General features: G+C 59.0%; 33 protein-coding genes. All 33 read right to left on the bottom strand.

The genetic code is table 11. The features are described from left to right. Positions 1 to 33: 33 nt before the first annotated feature. Positions 34 to 318 (bottom strand): PDZ domain-containing protein, encoded by a 285-nt coding sequence (locus tag AC3WLT_RS13135; RefSeq protein ID WP_492592154.1) that lies wholly within the window; start codon positions 316 to 318, stop codon positions 34 to 36. Between the two features lie 93 nt (positions 319 to 411). Beyond that, a complete protein-coding gene (gene dsbD / locus AC3WLT_RS13130; RefSeq protein WP_492592153.1) occupies positions 412 to 2286 on the bottom strand; it encodes a protein-disulfide reductase DsbD in 1875 nt (624 codons plus the stop codon). Beyond that, positions 2279 to 2611 (bottom strand): divalent-cation tolerance protein CutA, encoded by a 333-nt coding sequence (gene cutA, locus AC3WLT_RS13125; protein WP_492592152.1) that lies wholly within the window; start codon positions 2609 to 2611, stop codon positions 2279 to 2281. Before cutA ends, dsbD begins: the two co-directional genes overlap by 8 nt. A 187-nt stretch (positions 2612 to 2798) precedes the next feature. Continuing rightward, positions 2799 to 3191 (bottom strand): 50S ribosomal protein L17, encoded by a 393-nt coding sequence (gene rplQ / locus AC3WLT_RS13120; protein ID WP_008923330.1) that lies wholly within the window; start codon positions 3189 to 3191, stop codon positions 2799 to 2801. A 160-nt stretch (positions 3192 to 3351) separates the two neighbouring features. Continuing rightward, on the bottom strand, positions 3352 to 4329 hold the full coding sequence (locus AC3WLT_RS13115; RefSeq protein WP_028199575.1) for a DNA-directed RNA polymerase subunit alpha: 978 nt from the start codon (positions 4327 to 4329) through the stop codon (positions 3352 to 3354). 123 nt (positions 4330 to 4452) lie between these two features. Further along, positions 4453 to 5076: a 30S ribosomal protein S4 gene (gene rpsD / locus AC3WLT_RS13110; protein WP_492592151.1), complete on the bottom strand. Its 624-nt coding sequence runs from the start codon at positions 5074 to 5076 to the stop codon at positions 4453 to 4455. A 159-nt stretch (positions 5077 to 5235) separates the two neighbouring features. Continuing rightward, positions 5236 to 5640: a 30S ribosomal protein S11 gene (gene rpsK / locus AC3WLT_RS13105; protein ID WP_006052224.1), complete on the bottom strand. Its 405-nt coding sequence runs from the start codon at positions 5638 to 5640 to the stop codon at positions 5236 to 5238. Between the two features lie 28 nt (positions 5641 to 5668). Further along, on the bottom strand, positions 5669 to 6034 hold the full coding sequence (rpsM, locus tag AC3WLT_RS13100) for a 30S ribosomal protein S13 (RefSeq protein ID WP_012434566.1): 366 nt from the start codon (positions 6032 to 6034) through the stop codon (positions 5669 to 5671). Positions 6035 to 6075: 41 nt separating this feature from the next. Beyond that, complete coding sequence (rpmJ, locus tag AC3WLT_RS13095; RefSeq protein WP_004199844.1) at positions 6076 to 6192, bottom strand: 50S ribosomal protein L36; 117 nt, start codon at positions 6190 to 6192, stop codon at positions 6076 to 6078. A 20-nt stretch (positions 6193 to 6212) separates the two neighbouring features. Continuing rightward, entirely contained in the window at positions 6213 to 6431 is a 219-nt protein-coding gene (gene infA / locus AC3WLT_RS13090) for a translation initiation factor IF-1 (RefSeq protein WP_004521905.1), read from the bottom strand. 8 nt (positions 6432 to 6439) lie between these two features. Beyond that, the gene (gene secY / locus AC3WLT_RS13085; protein WP_013340732.1) at positions 6440 to 7786 is read right to left on the bottom strand and encodes a preprotein translocase subunit SecY; all 1347 of its coding nucleotides are present in this window, start codon (positions 7784 to 7786) and stop codon (positions 6440 to 6442) included. Positions 7787 to 7832: 46 nt separating this feature from the next. Further along, a complete protein-coding gene (gene rplO / locus AC3WLT_RS13080; protein ID WP_011490050.1) occupies positions 7833 to 8267 on the bottom strand; it encodes a 50S ribosomal protein L15 in 435 nt (144 codons plus the stop codon). Positions 8268 to 8296: 29 nt separating this feature from the next. Next, positions 8297 to 8479 (bottom strand): 50S ribosomal protein L30, encoded by a 183-nt coding sequence (rpmD, locus tag AC3WLT_RS13075; RefSeq protein ID WP_007180126.1) that lies wholly within the window; start codon positions 8477 to 8479, stop codon positions 8297 to 8299. An 11-nt stretch (positions 8480 to 8490) separates the two neighbouring features. Further along, positions 8491 to 9009 (bottom strand): 30S ribosomal protein S5, encoded by a 519-nt coding sequence (rpsE, locus tag AC3WLT_RS13070; protein WP_006052219.1) that lies wholly within the window; start codon positions 9007 to 9009, stop codon positions 8491 to 8493. A gap of 14 nt (positions 9010 to 9023) precedes the next feature. Further along, positions 9024 to 9389, bottom strand: coding sequence for a 50S ribosomal protein L18 (gene rplR / locus AC3WLT_RS13065; RefSeq protein WP_006052218.1), 366 nt, complete (start codon positions 9387 to 9389; stop codon positions 9024 to 9026). A 12-nt stretch (positions 9390 to 9401) separates the two neighbouring features. Then, a complete protein-coding gene (gene rplF / locus AC3WLT_RS13060) occupies positions 9402 to 9932 on the bottom strand; it encodes a 50S ribosomal protein L6 (protein ID WP_492592150.1) in 531 nt (176 codons plus the stop codon). 18 nt (positions 9933 to 9950) lie between these two features. Next, positions 9951 to 10346, bottom strand: coding sequence for a 30S ribosomal protein S8 (rpsH, locus tag AC3WLT_RS13055; RefSeq protein WP_006052216.1), 396 nt, complete (start codon positions 10344 to 10346; stop codon positions 9951 to 9953). A gap of 14 nt (positions 10347 to 10360) precedes the next feature. After that, complete coding sequence (gene rpsN, locus AC3WLT_RS13050) at positions 10361 to 10666, bottom strand: 30S ribosomal protein S14 (protein ID WP_410838283.1); 306 nt, start codon at positions 10664 to 10666, stop codon at positions 10361 to 10363. A 7-nt stretch (positions 10667 to 10673) separates the two neighbouring features. After that, entirely contained in the window at positions 10674 to 11213 is a 540-nt protein-coding gene (gene rplE, locus AC3WLT_RS13045; RefSeq protein ID WP_006052214.1) for a 50S ribosomal protein L5, read from the bottom strand. A 17-nt stretch (positions 11214 to 11230) separates the two neighbouring features. Then, positions 11231 to 11539, bottom strand: a complete 309-nt coding sequence (gene rplX / locus AC3WLT_RS13040; protein WP_115781222.1) for a 50S ribosomal protein L24 — start codon at positions 11537 to 11539, stop codon at positions 11231 to 11233. A gap of 9 nt (positions 11540 to 11548) precedes the next feature. Continuing rightward, positions 11549 to 11917, bottom strand: a complete 369-nt coding sequence (gene rplN, locus AC3WLT_RS13035) for a 50S ribosomal protein L14 (RefSeq protein WP_031361573.1) — start codon at positions 11915 to 11917, stop codon at positions 11549 to 11551. A gap of 290 nt (positions 11918 to 12207) precedes the next feature. Beyond that, positions 12208 to 12480, bottom strand: coding sequence for a 30S ribosomal protein S17 (gene rpsQ, locus AC3WLT_RS13030; protein WP_007180129.1), 273 nt, complete (start codon positions 12478 to 12480; stop codon positions 12208 to 12210). After that, a complete protein-coding gene (gene rpmC, locus AC3WLT_RS13025; protein ID WP_007180130.1) occupies positions 12477 to 12671 on the bottom strand; it encodes a 50S ribosomal protein L29 in 195 nt (64 codons plus the stop codon). The genes rpsQ and rpmC overlap by 4 nt, the downstream gene beginning before the upstream one ends. Before the next feature lie 10 nt (positions 12672 to 12681). Then, entirely contained in the window at positions 12682 to 13098 is a 417-nt protein-coding gene (gene rplP / locus AC3WLT_RS13020) for a 50S ribosomal protein L16 (protein ID WP_007180131.1), read from the bottom strand. Positions 13099 to 13100: 2 nt separating this feature from the next. Then, positions 13101 to 13907 (bottom strand): 30S ribosomal protein S3, encoded by an 807-nt coding sequence (rpsC, locus tag AC3WLT_RS13015; protein WP_020070582.1) that lies wholly within the window; start codon positions 13905 to 13907, stop codon positions 13101 to 13103. Between the two features lie 11 nt (positions 13908 to 13918). After that, entirely contained in the window at positions 13919 to 14251 is a 333-nt protein-coding gene (gene rplV, locus AC3WLT_RS13010; protein ID WP_197070230.1) for a 50S ribosomal protein L22, read from the bottom strand. 7 nt (positions 14252 to 14258) lie between these two features. Further along, positions 14259 to 14534 carry a 30S ribosomal protein S19 gene (gene rpsS, locus AC3WLT_RS13005; protein WP_054036552.1) on the bottom strand — a complete coding sequence of 92 codons (276 nt, stop codon included), beginning with the start codon at positions 14532 to 14534 and terminating at the stop codon, positions 14259 to 14261. 10 nt (positions 14535 to 14544) lie between these two features. Further along, a complete protein-coding gene (rplB, locus tag AC3WLT_RS13000; protein ID WP_341314098.1) occupies positions 14545 to 15372 on the bottom strand; it encodes a 50S ribosomal protein L2 in 828 nt (275 codons plus the stop codon). 2 nt (positions 15373 to 15374) lie between these two features. Beyond that, complete coding sequence (rplW, locus tag AC3WLT_RS12995) at positions 15375 to 15689, bottom strand: 50S ribosomal protein L23 (protein ID WP_007180135.1); 315 nt, start codon at positions 15687 to 15689, stop codon at positions 15375 to 15377. Next, positions 15686 to 16306 carry a 50S ribosomal protein L4 gene (gene rplD, locus AC3WLT_RS12990; RefSeq protein WP_007180136.1) on the bottom strand — a complete coding sequence of 207 codons (621 nt, stop codon included), beginning with the start codon at positions 16304 to 16306 and terminating at the stop codon, positions 15686 to 15688. Before rplD ends, rplW begins: the two co-directional genes overlap by 4 nt. Continuing rightward, positions 16306 to 16965: a 50S ribosomal protein L3 gene (rplC, locus tag AC3WLT_RS12985; RefSeq protein ID WP_007180137.1), complete on the bottom strand. Its 660-nt coding sequence runs from the start codon at positions 16963 to 16965 to the stop codon at positions 16306 to 16308. Before rplC ends, rplD begins: the two co-directional genes overlap by 1 nt. A 201-nt stretch (positions 16966 to 17166) precedes the next feature. Continuing rightward, positions 17167 to 17478 carry a 30S ribosomal protein S10 gene (gene rpsJ / locus AC3WLT_RS12980; RefSeq protein WP_006998489.1) on the bottom strand — a complete coding sequence of 104 codons (312 nt, stop codon included), beginning with the start codon at positions 17476 to 17478 and terminating at the stop codon, positions 17167 to 17169. Positions 17479 to 17633: 155 nt separating this feature from the next. Further along, on the bottom strand, positions 17634 to 17710 hold a 77-nt coding region (locus tag AC3WLT_RS12975), incomplete at its 5' end, for an EF-Tu C-terminal domain-related protein (protein WP_476632765.1).

The raw sequence follows: 17710 nt of genomic DNA, 5'->3' as shown, positions 1-17710 counted from the left end.
GGAGGCGGACCTTTGAGTCGCGCCTCCGTTTTTTTATGCGGACCTTGCCACGAGCCATGCCTCGTCGCGGCTTGGGGTTCGCTGGTCGCCTTCAACCACGATCGCATTCCGCTGGACATTCACCTGCAGCTGCTGTGTTTCGCGCTCGATTCGCAGCTTTACTGTCGTCTCCGGCTGGCCCCGGATCGGCCCGGTGATCTGGTCCAGCGACATCGTCGCGGTGGACTGGCCGCCGATCGTCAGGATCCGGTCGCCGGGTTTCAAACCGGCGAGTTGTGGCGGCGCATCGGGAATCACTGCGGGAATCACGGCGCGCACGACCGCGCCCGTGTCGTCCAGCGGCCTGGTGACACAGATGCTTTTCTTTTGTGCCGGCGCCGCGGCCTTGCCGGCGGCGAGCCGCTCCTTCGGCTACGCGCCGGGCGTATTTGCGCGCTCGAGGCTGCGCAAGAACTTGTCTGCGGACTCATATCCGACGACGCGCAGCACTTCTTTGCCGCCATGATCGAAGAAGATGATGCCGGGCGGCCCGAACAGACTGAAACGCTTGAGCAGCGTTTGATCGTCCGTATTGTTGGCGGTGACGTCGGCGCGCAGCAGGTTCATCTGCTTCAGCCTTGCCTGGACGCGTGGGTCGCTGAAGGTGAATTTCTCCATCTCTTTGCAGCTCACGCACCAGTCCGCGTAGAAATCGAGCATGGCGGGCTGTGCAGCCGTTTTGACGGCCTCGTCGAGTTCGGTCGAGGAACGAACCCGGGCGAACGCGAGATCGCCCGGTGGTGGCGTATTCGGCGTATTGGCGGCGTTGGCTACACTCGCGTCCCCGCCGCGGGCCGCCAACACGGCAAGCGGACGCAGCGGATCGGACGATCCCGCGGCGAGCCCCACCAGCAGCACAGCGGCCCAGATTGCCAGCGCCGCGCCAATGCCCCGGCCGAGCCGACGCCACACGGAAGCGCCCTCGGCAAGCGATGAAAACAAGCCGAGCGCCGCAGCGGCGACCAGCAACCACAGCGCGCTCAGTAGCATCGTCGCGGTGGCGCCAAGCACGGGCCACACGATCCACAGCGCCGCCGCAAGCAGCACGACGCCGAAAAACACCTTCACGCCGTCCATCCACGCGCCCGCACGCGGCAACAAGGTGCCCGCGCCAAGGCCGATGATCAGGAGCGGCACGCCGAGCCCTAGCCCCATCGAGAACAGCGCGGCGCCACCAAGCAGCGCATCGCCGGTGTGCGCGATGAATGCCAGAACTGCGAAGAGCGGCGCCGTCATGCAGGCCCCGACCACCAGCGCGGACAGCGCGCCCATCATGGCCACCGCGGCGAATTTGCCGCCCGAGCGCCCTGTCGATGCGCGAGACGCACTGTCCTGCCAGCGCTGCGGCAACGCGATATCGAAACCTGCAATCAGGGTCAGTGCGAAAATCGTCAGCAATACGCCGAACGCGCCGAGCACCCACGGGTTTTGCAACCAGGCGCCGAGACTCTGCCCGACGAGCGCCGCCGCTATTCCGAGCGCCGTATAGACCAACGCCATGCCGATCACATACGCCAGCGACAACGCAAACCCGCGAGCACGCGTGACCCGCGCACCTTCGCCGATGATGATCGCCGACAGGATCGGAATCATCGGATACGAGCACGGCAGCAAACTGAGCACGGCGCCGGCCACAAAATAGAGCCCGATGATCGCGAAAAAGCCGCCGCCTTGCAGCAGCGACTGCGCGTAGTCGGCGTTGGTGGCGCGCTCATACCACGGCGTGTCGGCAGTTGCGGATTGCTGGGTCGCGGCGGCCGCCGCGACGACGCTGCCCGCCGGCTGCAAGGCAGCGCCGCTCACGTGGTAGACGCGCTCCATCGGCGGATAGCAGATGCCCGCGTCCGCACATCCCTGCGACGTCACCGCCAGATCGAACGGCCCAGTTGCCTGCTTGACAGGGATGCGGATCGTCAACTCATTTCGATATGTCTCGACGTTCTTGTTGAAGGTCTGGTCGAACTTCACGTGTCCAGCCGGCAATTGCGGCTCGCCGATCGTCGTCGTGCCGTTGCGGGTCACGAACGCAAAACGCTCGCGGTACATGTAATAGCCGTCCGCGATCCTGTAGGTCACGTCGACTTCGCCCGGTTTCTCAGTCGCGCTGAATTTGAAGGCTATCGCGGGATCCAGGAAGTCGTCCGCGGCGCGGGCAAGCGTGCCGAACTGGGCGAGAATCACGCAGCCGAGCAGGAAAAAGACGGTGCGCAACGCATTGCGCGCGCGTCGGTCGAGACCGTTAAACATGTAGAGGACGTTGAGTTTCCGTAGTAATCCACTGGCCATAGGCAGGCGATGCTGACGCTTGCCATGAAAGGATTTCCGGCGTGTCGTAGGGATGGTGCGCCTGAATGTACCGCTCCAGCTCCAGCGCGCGTGCCGCGCTCGTCTTGAAGAGCAGTTGGATCTCCGGCGCCGATTCGATCCGGCCCTGCCAGTGATAGCTTGAGTGCACCGCGCCTAACTGCGTGACGCAGGCGCATAGCCGCGCCGTCAGCGCATCTGCCGCGAGCTTCTGAGCGGCGGCGGCATCCGGCAGCGTTGTCAGAATCAAGGTCACATTCGCGCTCACAAGCGGCTCCGGCCATGCACGGTTCAGGTGCCGTTATCGTATCACCTAGTCTTGTGGTACCGCAGACGCGCCCGCCGCCCGCTTGCGGCATTTAGCCACCGTGATGGATGGGCCGCCGTCGCGACATCCGCCGCCGCAAAACAAAAAAGCCAGGCTCGACGCCTGGCTTTTTTCAATACTAAGAAGCTTATTCAGCTTCTTGCACTTCGGTTTCTTCGACTTCCGGACGGTCGAGCAATTCGACCAGTGCCATCGGTGCGTTGTCGCCAACGCGGAAACCGAACTTCAGGACGCGCAGGTAGCCGCCCGGACGGGTCGCGTAACGCGGACCCAGCACTTCGAACAGCTTCGTGACGGAATCACGATCGCGCAGGCGGTTGAACGCCAGACGGCGATTTGCCAGCGACGGCTTCTTGCCGAGCGTGATCAGCGGCTCGACGACTTTACGGAGTTCTTTCGCCTTCGGCAGCGTGGTCTTGATGACTTCGTGCTCGATCAACGAGTTGGACATGTTACGGAGCATTGCCAGACGGTGGCTGCTCGTGCGGTTCAGTTTCCGCAGACCATGACGGTGACGCATGTTAATTCCTTCGATTCAAAGTTTTGGTCCAGCTCTTCTATCGCGCTCGGCTCACCGTTAGGTGGCGAGGGCACGGGCCGGTAGTGAAAAAAGACAAGACGCGGATTTTAAAGGAAAATCCGCGTCTTTGCCAGTGCAGCGGCGGGCCTGGATCCCGGGATTACTTGTCGAGACCAGCCGGCGGCCAGTTTTCGAGCTTCATGCCGAGCGTCAAACCACGCGACGCCAGTACTTCCTTGATTTCGTTCAACGATTTGCGACCCAGATTCGGGGTCTTGAGCAGCTCGTTTTCCGTGCGCTGGATCAGGTCGCCGATGTAGTAAATGTTCTCGGCCTTCAGGCAGTTCGCCGAACGAACCGTCAGTTCGAGATCATCGACCGGACGCAGCAGGATCGGATCGATCTGCGGCGCACGCGACGGCGCTTCCGCCGTTGCTTCGGTGCCTTCCAGTGCAGCGAACACCGACAGTTGATCGACCAGAATGCGCGCCGATTGACGGATCGCTTCTTCCGGCGAAATCACACCGTTGGTCTCGATGTTCATCACGAGCTTGTCGAGGTCGGTACGCTGTTCGACACGCGCGCTTTCAACGGCGTAGCTCACGCGGCGAACCGGCGAGAACGACGCGTCCAGCACGATACGGCCAATGATCTTGGCCGACTCTTCGCCGTAACGACGTACATTGCCCGGCACATAGCCGCGGCCCTTTTCGACCTTGATCTGCACGTCGAGCTTGCCGCCCTTCGACAGATGCGCAATCACGTGATCCGGGTTGATCACTTCACAATCGTGCGCGAGTTCGATGTCGCCAGCGGTGACAACGCCTTCGCCTTCCTTGCGCAGCGTAACCGTCACTTCGTCACGGTTATGCAGCTTGAACACCACGCCCTTCAGGTTCAACAACAGGTTGACCACATCCTCTTGCACACCGTCGAGCGTCGAATATTCATGTACGACGCCTGCAATCGTCACTTCGGTCGGCGCGTAGCCCACCATCGACGACAGCAGCACGCGCCGGAGCGCGTTACCCAAGGTGTGGCCGTAACCGCGTTCAAACGGTTCCATGACCACTTTCGCGTGGCTCTCGCCAAGCGATTCAACTGCGATGATCTTGGGCTTCAACAAACTGGTTTGCATAGGTTTTCCTTTTCAATACCCTCGGCTCGTTACACCGATAAGGCTGACCGGTAACAACCTGAAAATAAACAGCCGAGACGCCCCCTTGCGCAACGCAATCGGGTGCCCCGGCCGTTAATCCGATTACCGCGAATACAATTCGACGATCAGGCTTTCGTTGATATCGCCAGCGATGTCGCTGCGTTCCGGCTTTTGCTTGAACGTGCCTTCGAACTTCTTCGAATCGACAGCGACCCAGCTCGGCACACCGCCTTGCTCAGCCAGCGACAGCGCTTCGAGAATACGCGCTTGCTTCTTCGACTGTTCGCGCACTGCGACGACGTCGCCCGCCTTCACTTGCATCGACGGAATGTTCGATACGACGCCGTTCACCATGATCGCCTTGTGGCCAACCAGCTGACGCGCTTCAGCGCGCGTCGAGCCGAAGCCCATGCGATACACGACGTTATCCAGACGCGATTCGAGCAATTGCAGCAGGTTTTCACCCGTGTTGCCCTTCAGGCGGTCGGCTTCAGCGAAGTAACGGCGGAATTGACGCTCGAGGACACCGTAGATGCGCTTCACTTTTTGCTTTTCGCGCAGCTGCGTGCCATAGTCGGACGTACGTGCGCCCGAGGTGCGGCCGTGTTGGCCGGGCTTGCTGTCAAGCTTGCACTTGTCAGCGAGCGAACGACGGGCGCTCTTCAGGAAGAGGTCAGTGCCTTCACGGCGGGAAAGCTTGGCCTTAGGGCCGATATAACGTGCCACGTTGATTCCTTCTATGATTAATCACACGGATGCTCGCATCCGCGCTAGTCCGAACCCCTTTGAGCCGAACGGTGGGCTTAGTCAATTCAATAGCGCAAGCAGCCTGTCGTCGCCGGGTCTCAAACTCCGGCGGCAACAGGCGCTAGACAAACCAGCGTCTTAGATACGACGACGCTTCGGCGGACGGCAGCCGTTGTGCGGGACCGGGGTCACGTCGGAGATCGCGGTGATCTTGATACCAAGACCATGCAGCGCGCGCACCGCGGACTCACGGCCAGGACCGGGGCCCTTGATCCGCACTTCGAGGTTCTTCACGCCGTATTCCATCGCCACGCGGCCAGCCGATTCGGCTGCCACCTGAGCTGCAAACGGCGTCGACTTACGCGAGCCCTTGAAGCCCTGACCACCCGACGTTGCCCAAGCAAGTGCATTGCCTTGACGATCGGTGATCGTGATGATGGTGTTGTTGAACGACGCGTGAACGTGAACCACGCCCTCGGCGACGTTCTTCTTGACCTTCTTGCGAACGCGTTGCGCCGCGGAGTTGTTCGAAGCCTTAGCCATTACGTTTTCCTGTAACTGTCAGTTCCGCTTACTTCTTCAGCGATTGCGCTGCACGACGCGGACCCTTGCGCGTACGGGCATTCGTACGCGTACGTTGGCCGCGCAGGGGCAAGCCCTTACGATGCCGCACGCCGCGGTAGCAGCCGAGATCCATCAGGCGCTTGATGTTCATCGTCGTTTCACGGCGCAGATCGCCTTCAACGATGAACTTGCCGACTTCTTCACGCAGCTTTTCGAGGTCTGCGTCGTTCAGGTCCTTGACCTTCTTCGAAAATGCCACACCAGCAGCGACGCAGATGTCGCGCGAGCGCGTGCGGCCGACACCGTAAATAGCCGTAAGGCCGATTTCGGTATGCTGGTGATTCGGGATGTTAACCCCTGCGATACGAGCCATTGTTTTTCCTCAAACAAAAAGCGCAGCAAAAAGCGCGGCGTTCAGCCTTGACGCTGTTTGTGGCGCGGATCAGAGCTGCAAATCACGCGCACAACGCCTTTGCGCTTGATGATCTTGCAATTGCGGCAAATGCGCTTAACCGATGCCATCACTTTCATGATATTACCCTTTTTTCAAATCACTTCGCCCGGAACACGATCCGCGCACGCGACAGATCGTAAGGCGTCAATTCAACCGTCACCTTGTCGCCCGGCAAGATTCGGATGTAGTGCATCCGCATCTTCCCGGATATGTGTCCCAATACGACATGGCCGTTTTCCAGCTTCACCCTGAAGGTAGCGTTAGGCAGGTTTTCGATGACTTCACCCTGCATCTGGATAACATCGTCTTTGGCCATAAGTCCTTTCAACGCATCGGGACGCCGCCGCCTTTGAAGTTAGCTTTCTTCAGCAGCGATTCATACTGTTGCGACATAACGTACGACTGCACCTGCGCCATGAAATCCATTGTGACGACGACAATGATCAGCAGCGACGTTCCACCAAAATAAAACGGCACGTTCCAGCGCAGCACCAGAAACTCGGGCAGCAGGCAAACGAACACGATGTAGATCGCACCGGCCAGCGTCAGACGCGTGAGGATGCGGTCGATATATCGCGCCGTTTGATCGCCCGGGCGGATGCCTGGGACGAAAGCGCCACTCTTTTTCAGGTTGTCGGCCGTTTCTCTGCTGTTGAACACCAGTGCGGTGTAGAAAAAACAGAAGAAAACGATCGCCAACGCGTACAGCAACACGTACACGGGTTGACCGGGCTTAAGGGCTTCGGCCACGTTGTGCAACGTGTCTGCGAACCAGCTGGTACGCGAGCCCGAACTAAACCAGTTCAGGATGGTTGCCGGGAAGAGAATGATCGACGATGCAAAGATCGGCGGAATCACGCCCGACATGTTCAGCTTCAGCGGCAGATGCGAAGACTGACCACCGTAAATCTTGTTACCGACTTGCCGCTTGGCGTAGTTCACAAGAATCTTGCGCTGGCCGCGTTCGATGAACACCACCAGATACGTCACTGCAGCAATCAGCGCGACCACGATAATCGCCGAGATGATGCTCATCGAGCCGGTTCGCACCAGTTCGAAAAGACCACCGATTGCGTTCGGGAATCCAGCCGCAATGCCGCCGAAAATGATGATCGAGATACCGTTGCCAAGCCCGCGCTCCGTGATCTGCTCACCCAGCCACATCAGGAACATCGTGCCGGTCACCAGCGTCACGACCGTCGTCAACCGAAACACCATCCCCGGATCGATCACCAGAGCCGGCTGGTTTTCCAATGCGACGGCGATGCCGAACGCCTGGAACGTCGCCAGCAGGACCGTAAAGATACGCGTGTACTGCGTAATCTTCCGTTGACCCGCCTGCCCTTCCTTTTTCAGCGCTTCCAGTTGCGGCGAGACAATCGCCAGCAACTGCATGATGATCGACGCCGAAATGTACGGCATGATCCCCAGCGCAAAAATCGTGAACCGCGAAAGTGCGCCACCCGAGAACATGTTGAACATGCCAAGGATGCCGCCCGACTGGCTTTGGAACAGCTTTGCCAGCTGGTCCGGGTCGATACCCGGCACCGGAATGTGCGCGCCGATACGGTAGACGATCAGCGCCAGCAGCAGGAACACTGCCCGCCGACGCAGATCGCCAAACTTCGCCGCGCTGCGACCGGGTTTTGCGAGACTCGGGCTGTTAGCCAAGTACCTTCTCCGATGCAAATGCTAGTGACGGCAAATAACTTGCGCGTTACTCGGCAAAAGAGCCGCCGGCTGCTTCGATAGCAGCGCGCGCACCCTTCGTCGCACCCAGACCCTTCACAACGACCTTGCGCTTCAGCTCGCCCGTCGCGATGATCTTGGCGCTCTTGATCAGCTCGCCGACCAGGCCGGCTTGCTTCAGAGCCAGCAGATCGATTTCGTCGACCGGCAGCTTTTCCAGATCCGAGAGACGCACTTCACCGACGAATTCCTTCGTCAGCGAGGTGAAGCCACGCTTCGGCAGGCGACGTTGCAGCGGCATTTGACCGCCTTCGAAGCCAACCTTGTGAAAGCCGCCCGAACGCGACTTCTGACCCTTGTGACCACGGCCAGCGGTCTTGCCGAGGCCGGAGCCGATGCCGCGACCAACGCGACGCTTTGCGTGCTTCGCGCCTTCAGCCGGCTTCAGGTTATTCAATTCCATTATCAACTCCTTGAGTCCTGGTCAGCCGCTTAGCTGATGACCTTAACGAGGTACGAAACCTTGTTGATCATGCCGCGCACAGCCGGCGTGTCCTGCAACTCGCTAACCGAGTTGAGTCGGCGCAGGCCCAAGCCACGCACCGTTGCACGATGCGTTTCGCGGGTGCCGATCAGGCTCTTGACGAGCTGGACCTTGACAGTTTTATCAGACATGGTGTCCACCTTTAGCCCAGAATATCTTCGACGGACTTGCCACGCTTCGCCGCGATGTCACCCGGCGTGGACTGCTTGCGCAGACCGTCGAGCGTTGCACGAACGAGGTTGTATGGGTTCGTCGAACCGTGGCTCTTGGCCACAACGTTCTGCACGCCCATCACGTCGAACACTGCGCGCATCGGGCCGCCAGCGATCACACCGGTACCGTCCTTCGCCGGAGCGAGGAGGACCATCGATGCGCCGTGCTTACCGTGCACTTCGTGTTGCAGGGTACCGTTCTTCAGCGGCACCTTGAACATGTTGCGGCGGGCTTGTTCCATCGCCTTCTGAACAGCGACCGGCACTTCCTTCGCCTTGCCCTTGCCCATACCGACGCGGCCATCACCGTCGCCAACCACGGTCAGTGCGGCGAAGCCGAGAATACGGCCACCCTTCACGACCTTGGTCACGCGGTTGACCGAAATCATCTTTTCACGAAGGCCGTCGTCGCGTTCGTCAGCCTGAACTTTCGCTTGCATCTTTGCCATGACGAATTCTTCCCTTAGAACTTGAGTCCGGCTTCGCGCGCCGCATCAGCCAGCGCTTTCACGCGGCCGTGGTAACGGAAACCCGAACGGTCGAAGGCGACGGATTCGATGCCGGCAGCCTTAGCCTTTTCTGCAATGCGCTTACCGATCAGGGTCGCAGCAGCGACGTTGCCGCCCTTGCCCGTCTGATCAGCCAGTTGCGCACGCACTTCGGCCTCGAGCGTCGACGCGCTGGCGAGCACCTTGGTGCCGCACGGCGAGAACACTTGCGCATAGATGTGCGTGTTCGTGCGATGCACGGCGAGACGCGCGACCTGCAGCTCAGCGATCTTGATACGCGTCTGACGAGCGCGGCGCAGGCGAGATTGAGTCTTATCCATGATTGCGCACCCTTACTTCTTCTTCGTTTCTTTGAGGATCACGACCTCGTTGGCGTAGCGCACACCCTTGCCCTTGTAGGGCTCCGGTGGGCGATAGCCGCGCACTTCTGCAGCGACCTGGCCAACTTTCTGCTTGTCGATCCCCTTGATCACGATTTCGGTTTGCGACGGGGTTTCAGCCTTCACGCCTTCCGGCATCTGGTGCACCACGGGGTGCGAGAAACCCAGCGACAGATTCAGCTTGTCGCCTTGCGCCTGTGCGCGGTAACCGACGCCAACCAGCGTCAGCTTGCGCTCGAAACCCTTCGTCACGCCGTTCACCATGTTCGCAACCAGTGCGCGCATCGTGCCCGACATCGCATTCGCTTCGCGGCTTTCGTCAACCGGCTCGACTTTCAGCGTGCCGTTGTCGTTCACCACTTTCACGAGGCGGTTTGCCGCCTGCGTAATCGTACCCAGCGGGCCCTTGACGGTAATGCGATCGTCGCTCAGGGCCACTTCTGCGCCTTGCAGCGCGATCGGGCTTTTACCTACTCGAGACATGTTTCTCTCCTTTCGGCCTTAAGCGACGTAGCAGATGACTTCGCCGCCAACGCCCGTTGCGCGCGCCTTGCGGTCCGTCATCACGCCCTTCGGCGTCGACACGATTGCCACGCCGAGGCCATTCATGACCACGGGGATGTCGTTACGGCCGCGGTACACACGCAGACCAGGCTTCGAAACGCGTTCAATGCGTTCGATGACCGGACGGCCAGCGTAGTACTTCAACACGATGTTCAATTCTGACTTCGCACCTTCGGACTTCACTGCGAAATCATCGATATAGCCTTCGTCCTTCAGGACCTGCGCAATCGCAACCTTGACTTTCGACGAGGGCATTGTCACCGAAACCTTCTCGACCATCTGCGCGTTGCGGATGCGAGTCAGCATATCGGCGATAGGATCACTCATGCTCATTTACGTTTCTCCTATTACCAGCTCGCCTTGGTCAGGCCAGGGATCTCGCCGCGGAACGCGATTTCGCGAATCTTGTTACGCGCCAGCCCGAATTTACGGAACGTGCCACGCGGGCGACCGGTAATTGCGCAACGATTGCGCTTACGGGTCGGATTAGAGTTGCGCGGCAGTTGTTGCAGTTCCAGACGTGCTGCGTAATGCTCTTCGTCCGTCTTGCTCATATCGCCAATGATCGCCTTCAACTCAGCACGCTTGGGAGCGTACTTAGCGGCCAGGCGAGCACGCTTCTTTTCACGTTCGATCAGTGCCAGTTTAGCCACGGTAACCTCAGTTTCTGAACGGGAACTTGAAGCTGGCGAGCAGAGCCTTTGCTTCGTCGTCGGTCTTCGCAGTCGTCGTGATGCTGATGTTCAGCCCACGCAGTGCGTCGATCTTGTCGTAGTCGATTTCGGGGAAAATGATCTGCTCTTTCACACCGATGTTGTAGTTGCCGCGACCATCGAACGCACGCCCCGACACGCCACGGAAGTCACGCACACGCGGGAGCGCGACCGTCACGAAACGGTCCAGAAATTCGTACATTGCCTGACCACGCAACGTGACCATTGCACCGATCGGATAGCCCTGACGGATCTTGAAGCCAGCGATTGCCTTGCGTGCCTTCGTGATCACCGGCTTCTGGCCTGCGATCTTCGTCAGGTCGCCAACGGCGTTTTCGATGATCTTCTTGTCAGCAACCGCTTCGCCAAGGCCCATGTTCAGGGTGATCTTGGTGATGCGCGGCACTTCCATCACGGACTTGTAACCGAACTTCTCGATGAGGCCGGGTACAACCTTTTCTTTGTAAAACTCTTGCAAACGAGCCATTTTTTTACTCCGCAGCGTCAGGCGCTCAGCACGGCACCGGTCGTCTTAAGGAAACGGACTTTCTTGTCTCCTTCGACCTTAATGCCTACACGCGACGCCTTGCCATTCGCGTCGACCAATGCGACGTTCGAAATTTGCAGCGGCATCGTCTTGGCTTCCACACCGCCCGTCGTACCCTTCATCGGGTTCGGCTTGACATGCTTCTTGACGAGGTTGATACCCTCGACAATCACTTTGCCTTCGCCAACGGACAGCACGACGCCGCGCTTGCCTTTATCTTTGCCGGTGATGACGATAACTTCGTCACCTTTGCGAATCTTGTTCATCGCGACTCCTTACAGCACTTCCGGTGCCAACGAAACGATCTTCATGAATCGTTCGCTACGCAGCTCGCGCGTGACAGGCCCGAAAATACGGGTGCCAATAGGTTCGAGCTTGGCATTCAACAACACAGCGGCGTTGCCATCGAACTTGATCAGCGAGCCGTCCTGACGGCGCACGCCCTTAGCGGTACGAACCACCACGGCGTTATAAATTTCGCCTTTCTTCACGCGCCCGCGCGGCGTTGCTTCTTTGACGGTCACCTTGATGATGTCGCCAATGCTGGCATAACGACGCTTCGAGCCGCCGAGCACCTTGATGCACAGGACTTCACGCGCACCCGTGTTGTCGGCCACTTCAAGCCGAGTTTCGGTCTGGATCATGGTTTATCTTTCCCAACTTAATCCGGTCACACCACCATGGCGTACCCGGTCAGTCTTGGTCCCGTCAGCCAATCGGCTGCTTGGGTTAGAACAGCAGCGACGGCAAACGAAACCCGCCATCGCAATCCGGTGAATCCTTCGGAACAGACTGGCGCCTGAACCGCTTCCCCCACCAACTTCGCCCGCGACGGGGCTCCCATAAAAGAGGGAAGACCGAGATTATAACAAATAATCCCGGTCTTGCAAGCGAAACTTACTGCGATTTCAATTGCTTCTACAACTTTGCGGCGTCAGATGACGCGAGCAGCCTCGACCAGGCGAGCCACAACCCAAGCTTTCGTCTTCGAAATCGGACGCGTTTCCTGGATTTCAACGAGGTCGCCCTCGTTGTACGTGTTCGCATCGTCGTGCGCGTGGTACTTCTTCGAGCGCACAACATACTTGCCGTAGATCGGGTGCTTCACGCGGTGCTCGACCAGCACGGTGACCGTCTTGTCCATCTTGTTGCTGACGACCTTGCCGACCAGCGTCCGCTTGAGCGAGGTTTTTACGCTATCGTTCATTTCTGGTTCGCCTTCTCAGTCAGGACGGTCCGCACACGTGCGATGTCGCGACGGACCTTCTTCAGCTGGCTCGTGTTCGTGAGCTGCTGGGTCGCGAGTTGCATGCGCAGGCCGAATTGCGCCTTCAACAGGTCCGACAGCTCCTTGTTGAGCGCGGCCTGATCTTTCTGGTGAAGTTCGGAAGCCTTCATCATTTGCTCCTTAGGCGCCGAGCTGACGCACGATAAACGTCGTCTTCAGCGGCAGCTTAGCTGCAGCCAGACGGAACGCTTCGCGTGCCAGCTCTTCGGTTACGCCGTCCATTTCGTACAGCATCTTGCCCGGTTGAATCTCTGCGACGTAGTACTCAGGGTTACCCTTACCGTTACCCATCCGTACTTCTGCCGGCTTGTGCGAGATCGGCTTGTCCGGGAAGATGCGGATCCAGATGCGGCCACCACGCTTGATGTGACGCGTCATTGCACGACGTGCCGCTTCAATCTGGCGCGCGGTCAAGCGACCACGACCGATAGCCTTCAGGCCGAACTCACCGAACGACACCGCGTTGCCGCGGGTAGCGATACCGGTGTTACGACCCTTCTGCTCTTTGCGATACTTTCTGCGTTTCGGTTGCAGCATCGTTATTCTCCAGTCTTCCCGTCGCCGCCGGCACCGCCAGCACGACGAGGAGCGCCACGGCGTGCACCTGCCGGGCCACCACCTTCACCATCGCGACGCGGACGGCGATCGCCACCCGGACGTGCGTTGCGGCGCGGACGCTTTTCTTCGGCGACTTCTTCAACCACCGGTGCGTCGTTGCGGCCGAGCGTGTCGCCCTTGTAGACCCACACCTTCACGCCGATGATGCCGTACGTCGTCTTCGCTTCCGAAGTTGCGTAGTCGATATCAGCACGCAGCGTATGAAGGGGCACGCGACCTTCGCGATACCATTCCGTACGAGCGATTTCGATACCGTTCAGGCGGCCTGCGCTCATGATCTTGATGCCTTGAGCACCCAGACGCATTGCGTTTTGCATCGCACGCTTCATCGCGCGGCGGAACATAATCCGGCGCTCGAGTTGTTGCGTGATCGAATCCGCGATCAGTTGCGCATCGGTTTCCGGCTTACGGATTTCTTCGATGTTGACGTGGACCGGAACGCCCATGCGGCGTTGCAGTTCCGACTTCAGCAGCTCGATATCCTCGCCCTTCTTACCGATGACGACACCCGGACGCGAGCTATAAATCGTGATGCGCGCGTTTTTCGCCGGACGCTCGATAACGACGCGGCCAACCGAAGCGTTTTTCAGCTTCTTCTTCAGGTATTCACGAACACCGATGTCTTCCTGCAACATCGCCGCGAAATTGTTGTTGTTCGCGTACCAACGCGACGCCCAATTGCGGCTGACGGCCAAACGGAAGCCAGTCGGATGAATTTTCTGTCCCATCGTATGACCCCTTAATTCCCGACCGTCACAGTGATGTGACAGGATTGCTTCTCGATGCGGTTACCACGGCCTTTAGCGCGCGCGGTAAAACGCTTGAGCGATGCAGCCTTGTCGACCATGATGCTCGTTACCTTGAGCTCGTCGATATCGGCGCCTTCGTTATGCTCCGCATTCGCGATCGCCGACAGCACGACCTTTTTCACGATTCCCGCAGCCTTCTTCGGTGAGAACGTCAGAACGTTCAGCGCCTTGTCGACCGGCAAACCGCGGATCTGGTCAGCCACAAGGCGCGTTTTCTGCGCCGAGATGCGGGCACCGCGATGAATTGCTTTCACTTCCATCATGAGCCCCTTATTTCTTAGCCTTCTTGTCGGCTGCGTGACCCTTGAACGTCCGGGTCAATGCAAACTCGCCAAGCTTGTGGCCGACCATGTTTTCCGAGATGTACACCGGGACGTGTTGACGGCCGTTGTGCACAGCAATCGTCAGACCGATGAAATCCGGCAGAATCGTCGAACGACGCGACCAGGTTTTGATCGGCTTCTTGTCACGCGCAGCGGCTGCCGACTCAACTTTCTTCAGCAAATGGGCGTCGCAGAACGGACCTTTTTTTACAGAACGTGCCATTGCCTACTCCTTAACGCTTGTGACGGCGCTGGACGATCATGCTCGTCGTGCGCTTGTTGCTGCGGGTGCGATAACCCTTAGCAGGCGTGCCCCACGGGCTCACCGGATCGCGACCTGCAGCCGTCTTGCCTTCACCACCGCCATGCGGGTGATCGACCGGGTTCATTGCAACGCCACGCACCGTCGGGCGGATACCGCGCCAGCGGTTTGCGCCAGCCTTACCGATTTGACGGAGGCTGTGCTCTTCGTTGCCAACTTCACCAATCGTCGCGCGGCATTCAACGTGAACGCGGCGGATTTCACCCGAGCGCAGGCGGACCTGTGCGTAGATGCCTTCACGAGCCAGCAACATCGCCGACGTACCAGCCGAACGCGCCATTTGCGCGCCCTTGCCCGGCAGCATTTCGATGCAGTGGATCGTCGTACCGACCGGAATGTTGCGGATCGGCAGCGTGTTGCCTGCGCGGATCGGAGCTTCCGAACCCGACATCAGTTGCTGACCAACCGTCACACCCTTCGGAGCGATGATGTACTTGCGCTCGCCGTCTGCGTACAGAACCAGCGCGATGTTCGCGCTACGGTTCGGATCGTACTCAAGACGTTCGACCTTTGCCGGAATGCCATCCTTCGTGCGACGGAAATCGACGACACGATAGTGATGCTTGTGACCACCACCCTTATGACGCGTGGTGATGTGGCCGTTGTTGTTACGGCCGGCGGTCGAGGATTGCGAGTCGAGCAGCGGTGCAAACGGCTTGCCCTTATGCAGATCCTTGTTGACCACCTTGACCATCGCGCGGCGACCCGGCGAAGTCGGCTTAACTTTAACGATTGCCATGATTACTTGGCCTCCGCTTCAAAGTTGATTTCCTGGCCGGGCTTCAGGCAGACGTATGCCTTCTTCACGTCTTTGCGCTTGCCCATGAAGCGGCCAAAGCGCTTGGCTTTGCCCTTCGAGACCAGCACGTTGACGGAATTGACTTCCACCTTGAACAGCAGCTCGACTGCAGCTTTCACTTCCTGCTTCGTGGCATCGGGCGCGACTTCGAACACAACTTGCTCGTTCTTGTCGGCCACCAGCGTCGCCTTTTCGGAGATCACCGGCGCGAGCAGGACCTGCATCAAACGATGATCGTTCTTGCGAATCTCGCTCATGACAGCAACTCCTCGATCTGGGCGACCGCAGCCTTCGTGATCAGGATCTTCTTGAAGTAGATCAGCGACAGCGGGTCGGCGTAACGCGGCTCGACAACTGCCACATGGGCGAGGTTGCGCGACGCGAGGTACAGGTTTTCGTCAACCGTGTCGGTAATCACCAGCACGGAGTCGAGACCCATCGCCTTGAATTTTTCGGCCAGCAGCTTCGTCTTCGGCGCTTCGAGCGTCAACTCGTCGACCACCGAAATGCGGCCTTCGCGGGCCAGCTGCGAGAAGATCGAGCAGAGACCTGCACGATGCATCTTCTTGTTGACCTTGTGCGAAAAGTTTTCTTCCGGCGAATTCGGGAAGATCCGGCCACCGCCGCGCCACAGCGGGCTCGACGACATACCGGCACGGGCGCGGCCCGTACCCTTCTGGCGCCACGGCTTCTTGGTCGTGTGCTTGACTTGCTCACGATCCTTCTGCGCGCGGTTGCCGCTACGGGCATTCGCTTGATACGCCACCACCACCTGGTGGATCAGGGCTTCGTTGTAATCGCGGCCGAACACGACGTCCGACGCGCTAACGCCTGCGCCTTCCTGACCATTGGCATTCAGGAGCTTAAGTTCCATTATTTCGCTCCTTTCACGGCACGCGTCTTCACGGCCGGCGTAACGAATACCTTGCCACCCTTCGCACCCGGAACGGCGCCCTTGACCAGCAACAGCTTGCGGTCAGCGTCGATACGAGCAATTTCGAGGTTTTGCACCGTTACCGTGTCGTCACCCATGTGACCGGTCATGCGCTTACCCGGGAAAACACGACCTGGATCTTGCGCCATACCGATCGAACCCGGCACGTTGTGCGAGCGCGAGTTACCGTGCGATGCACGGCCGGATGCGAAGTTGTAACGCTTGATGGTACCGGCGTAGCCCTTACCGATCGACACGCCTTGCACGTCGACCTTCTGGCCTACTTCGAACAGGTCGGGACCGACCACGGTGCCGTTCGACAACTCGGCAGCCTTGGCAGCATCGATCTGGAATTCTTTGAGGATTTCACCGGCTTGAACACCGGCTTTGGCGAGATGACCGGCCAACGGCTTCGTCACACGCGATGCACGGCGCGTACCGAATGCAACCTGCACGGCCGTATAGCCGTCGGTTTCAACAGTCTTGATCTGCGTCACGCGGTTGTCGGACACGTCCAGCACGGTAACGGGAATCGAATCCCCTTCTGCCGTGAAGATACGGGTCATGCCAACCTTGCGACCTACGAGTCCAAGGCTCATCGTTTTCTCCATTCCCGACTGCGATTGGTCGGGGCTAATTTACAAAATGCCGGTGCCGTTTCGGGCATGAATTCATGCTGCAGCACACCGACTTTTTTGCGCAAATGCGCGAAAAGCCTTGCATTATAGCGAGGCTTTTCGTTTTCCGCAAGCAATCAATGACTTAGCGTTGCCCGATACTCTGGACAACCGCTGGGAGCCTTATTGCAGCTTGATTTCCACGTCCACGCCAGCCGGCAGGTCCAGCTTCATCAGTGCGTCAACGGTCTTGTCCGTCGGGTCGACGATGTCCATCAGGCGTTGGTGCGTACGGATTTCGAGCTGATCGCGCGACGTCTTGTTGACGTGCGGCGAACGCAGGATGTCGAAACGTTGAATGCGGGTCGGCAGGGGCACGGGACCACGAACGATTGCGCCAGTCCGCTTTGCCGTGTCGACGATTTCAGCTGCCGATTGATCGATCAGGCGATAGTCGAAAGCCTTCAGGCGAATGCGGATTTTCTGGTTCTGCATGACAATTCCTTGGAAAAGAGCGAGGCGGTGTTGCGCCGCCAAATAGTAAAAGAACGTAGAGCCGGGCATGGGATAGGAGTAAGCGCTGAAGCGCCAACTCCTATCGACAGGCGCCCGGCTCCGGGCACCACTTAATGCAAGTTCAATCCGCGATTTTACTCGAGAATCTTGGCAACCACACCTGCGCCGACCGTACGGCCGCCTTCGCGGATTGCGAAACGCAGACCTTCTT

It is taken from the genome of Paraburkholderia sp. FW306-2-2C-D06C, from assembly GCF_058781505.1.
Note: the sequence above shows the minus strand (reverse complement) of the source record. Positions and strands in the feature narration are given on the sequence as shown.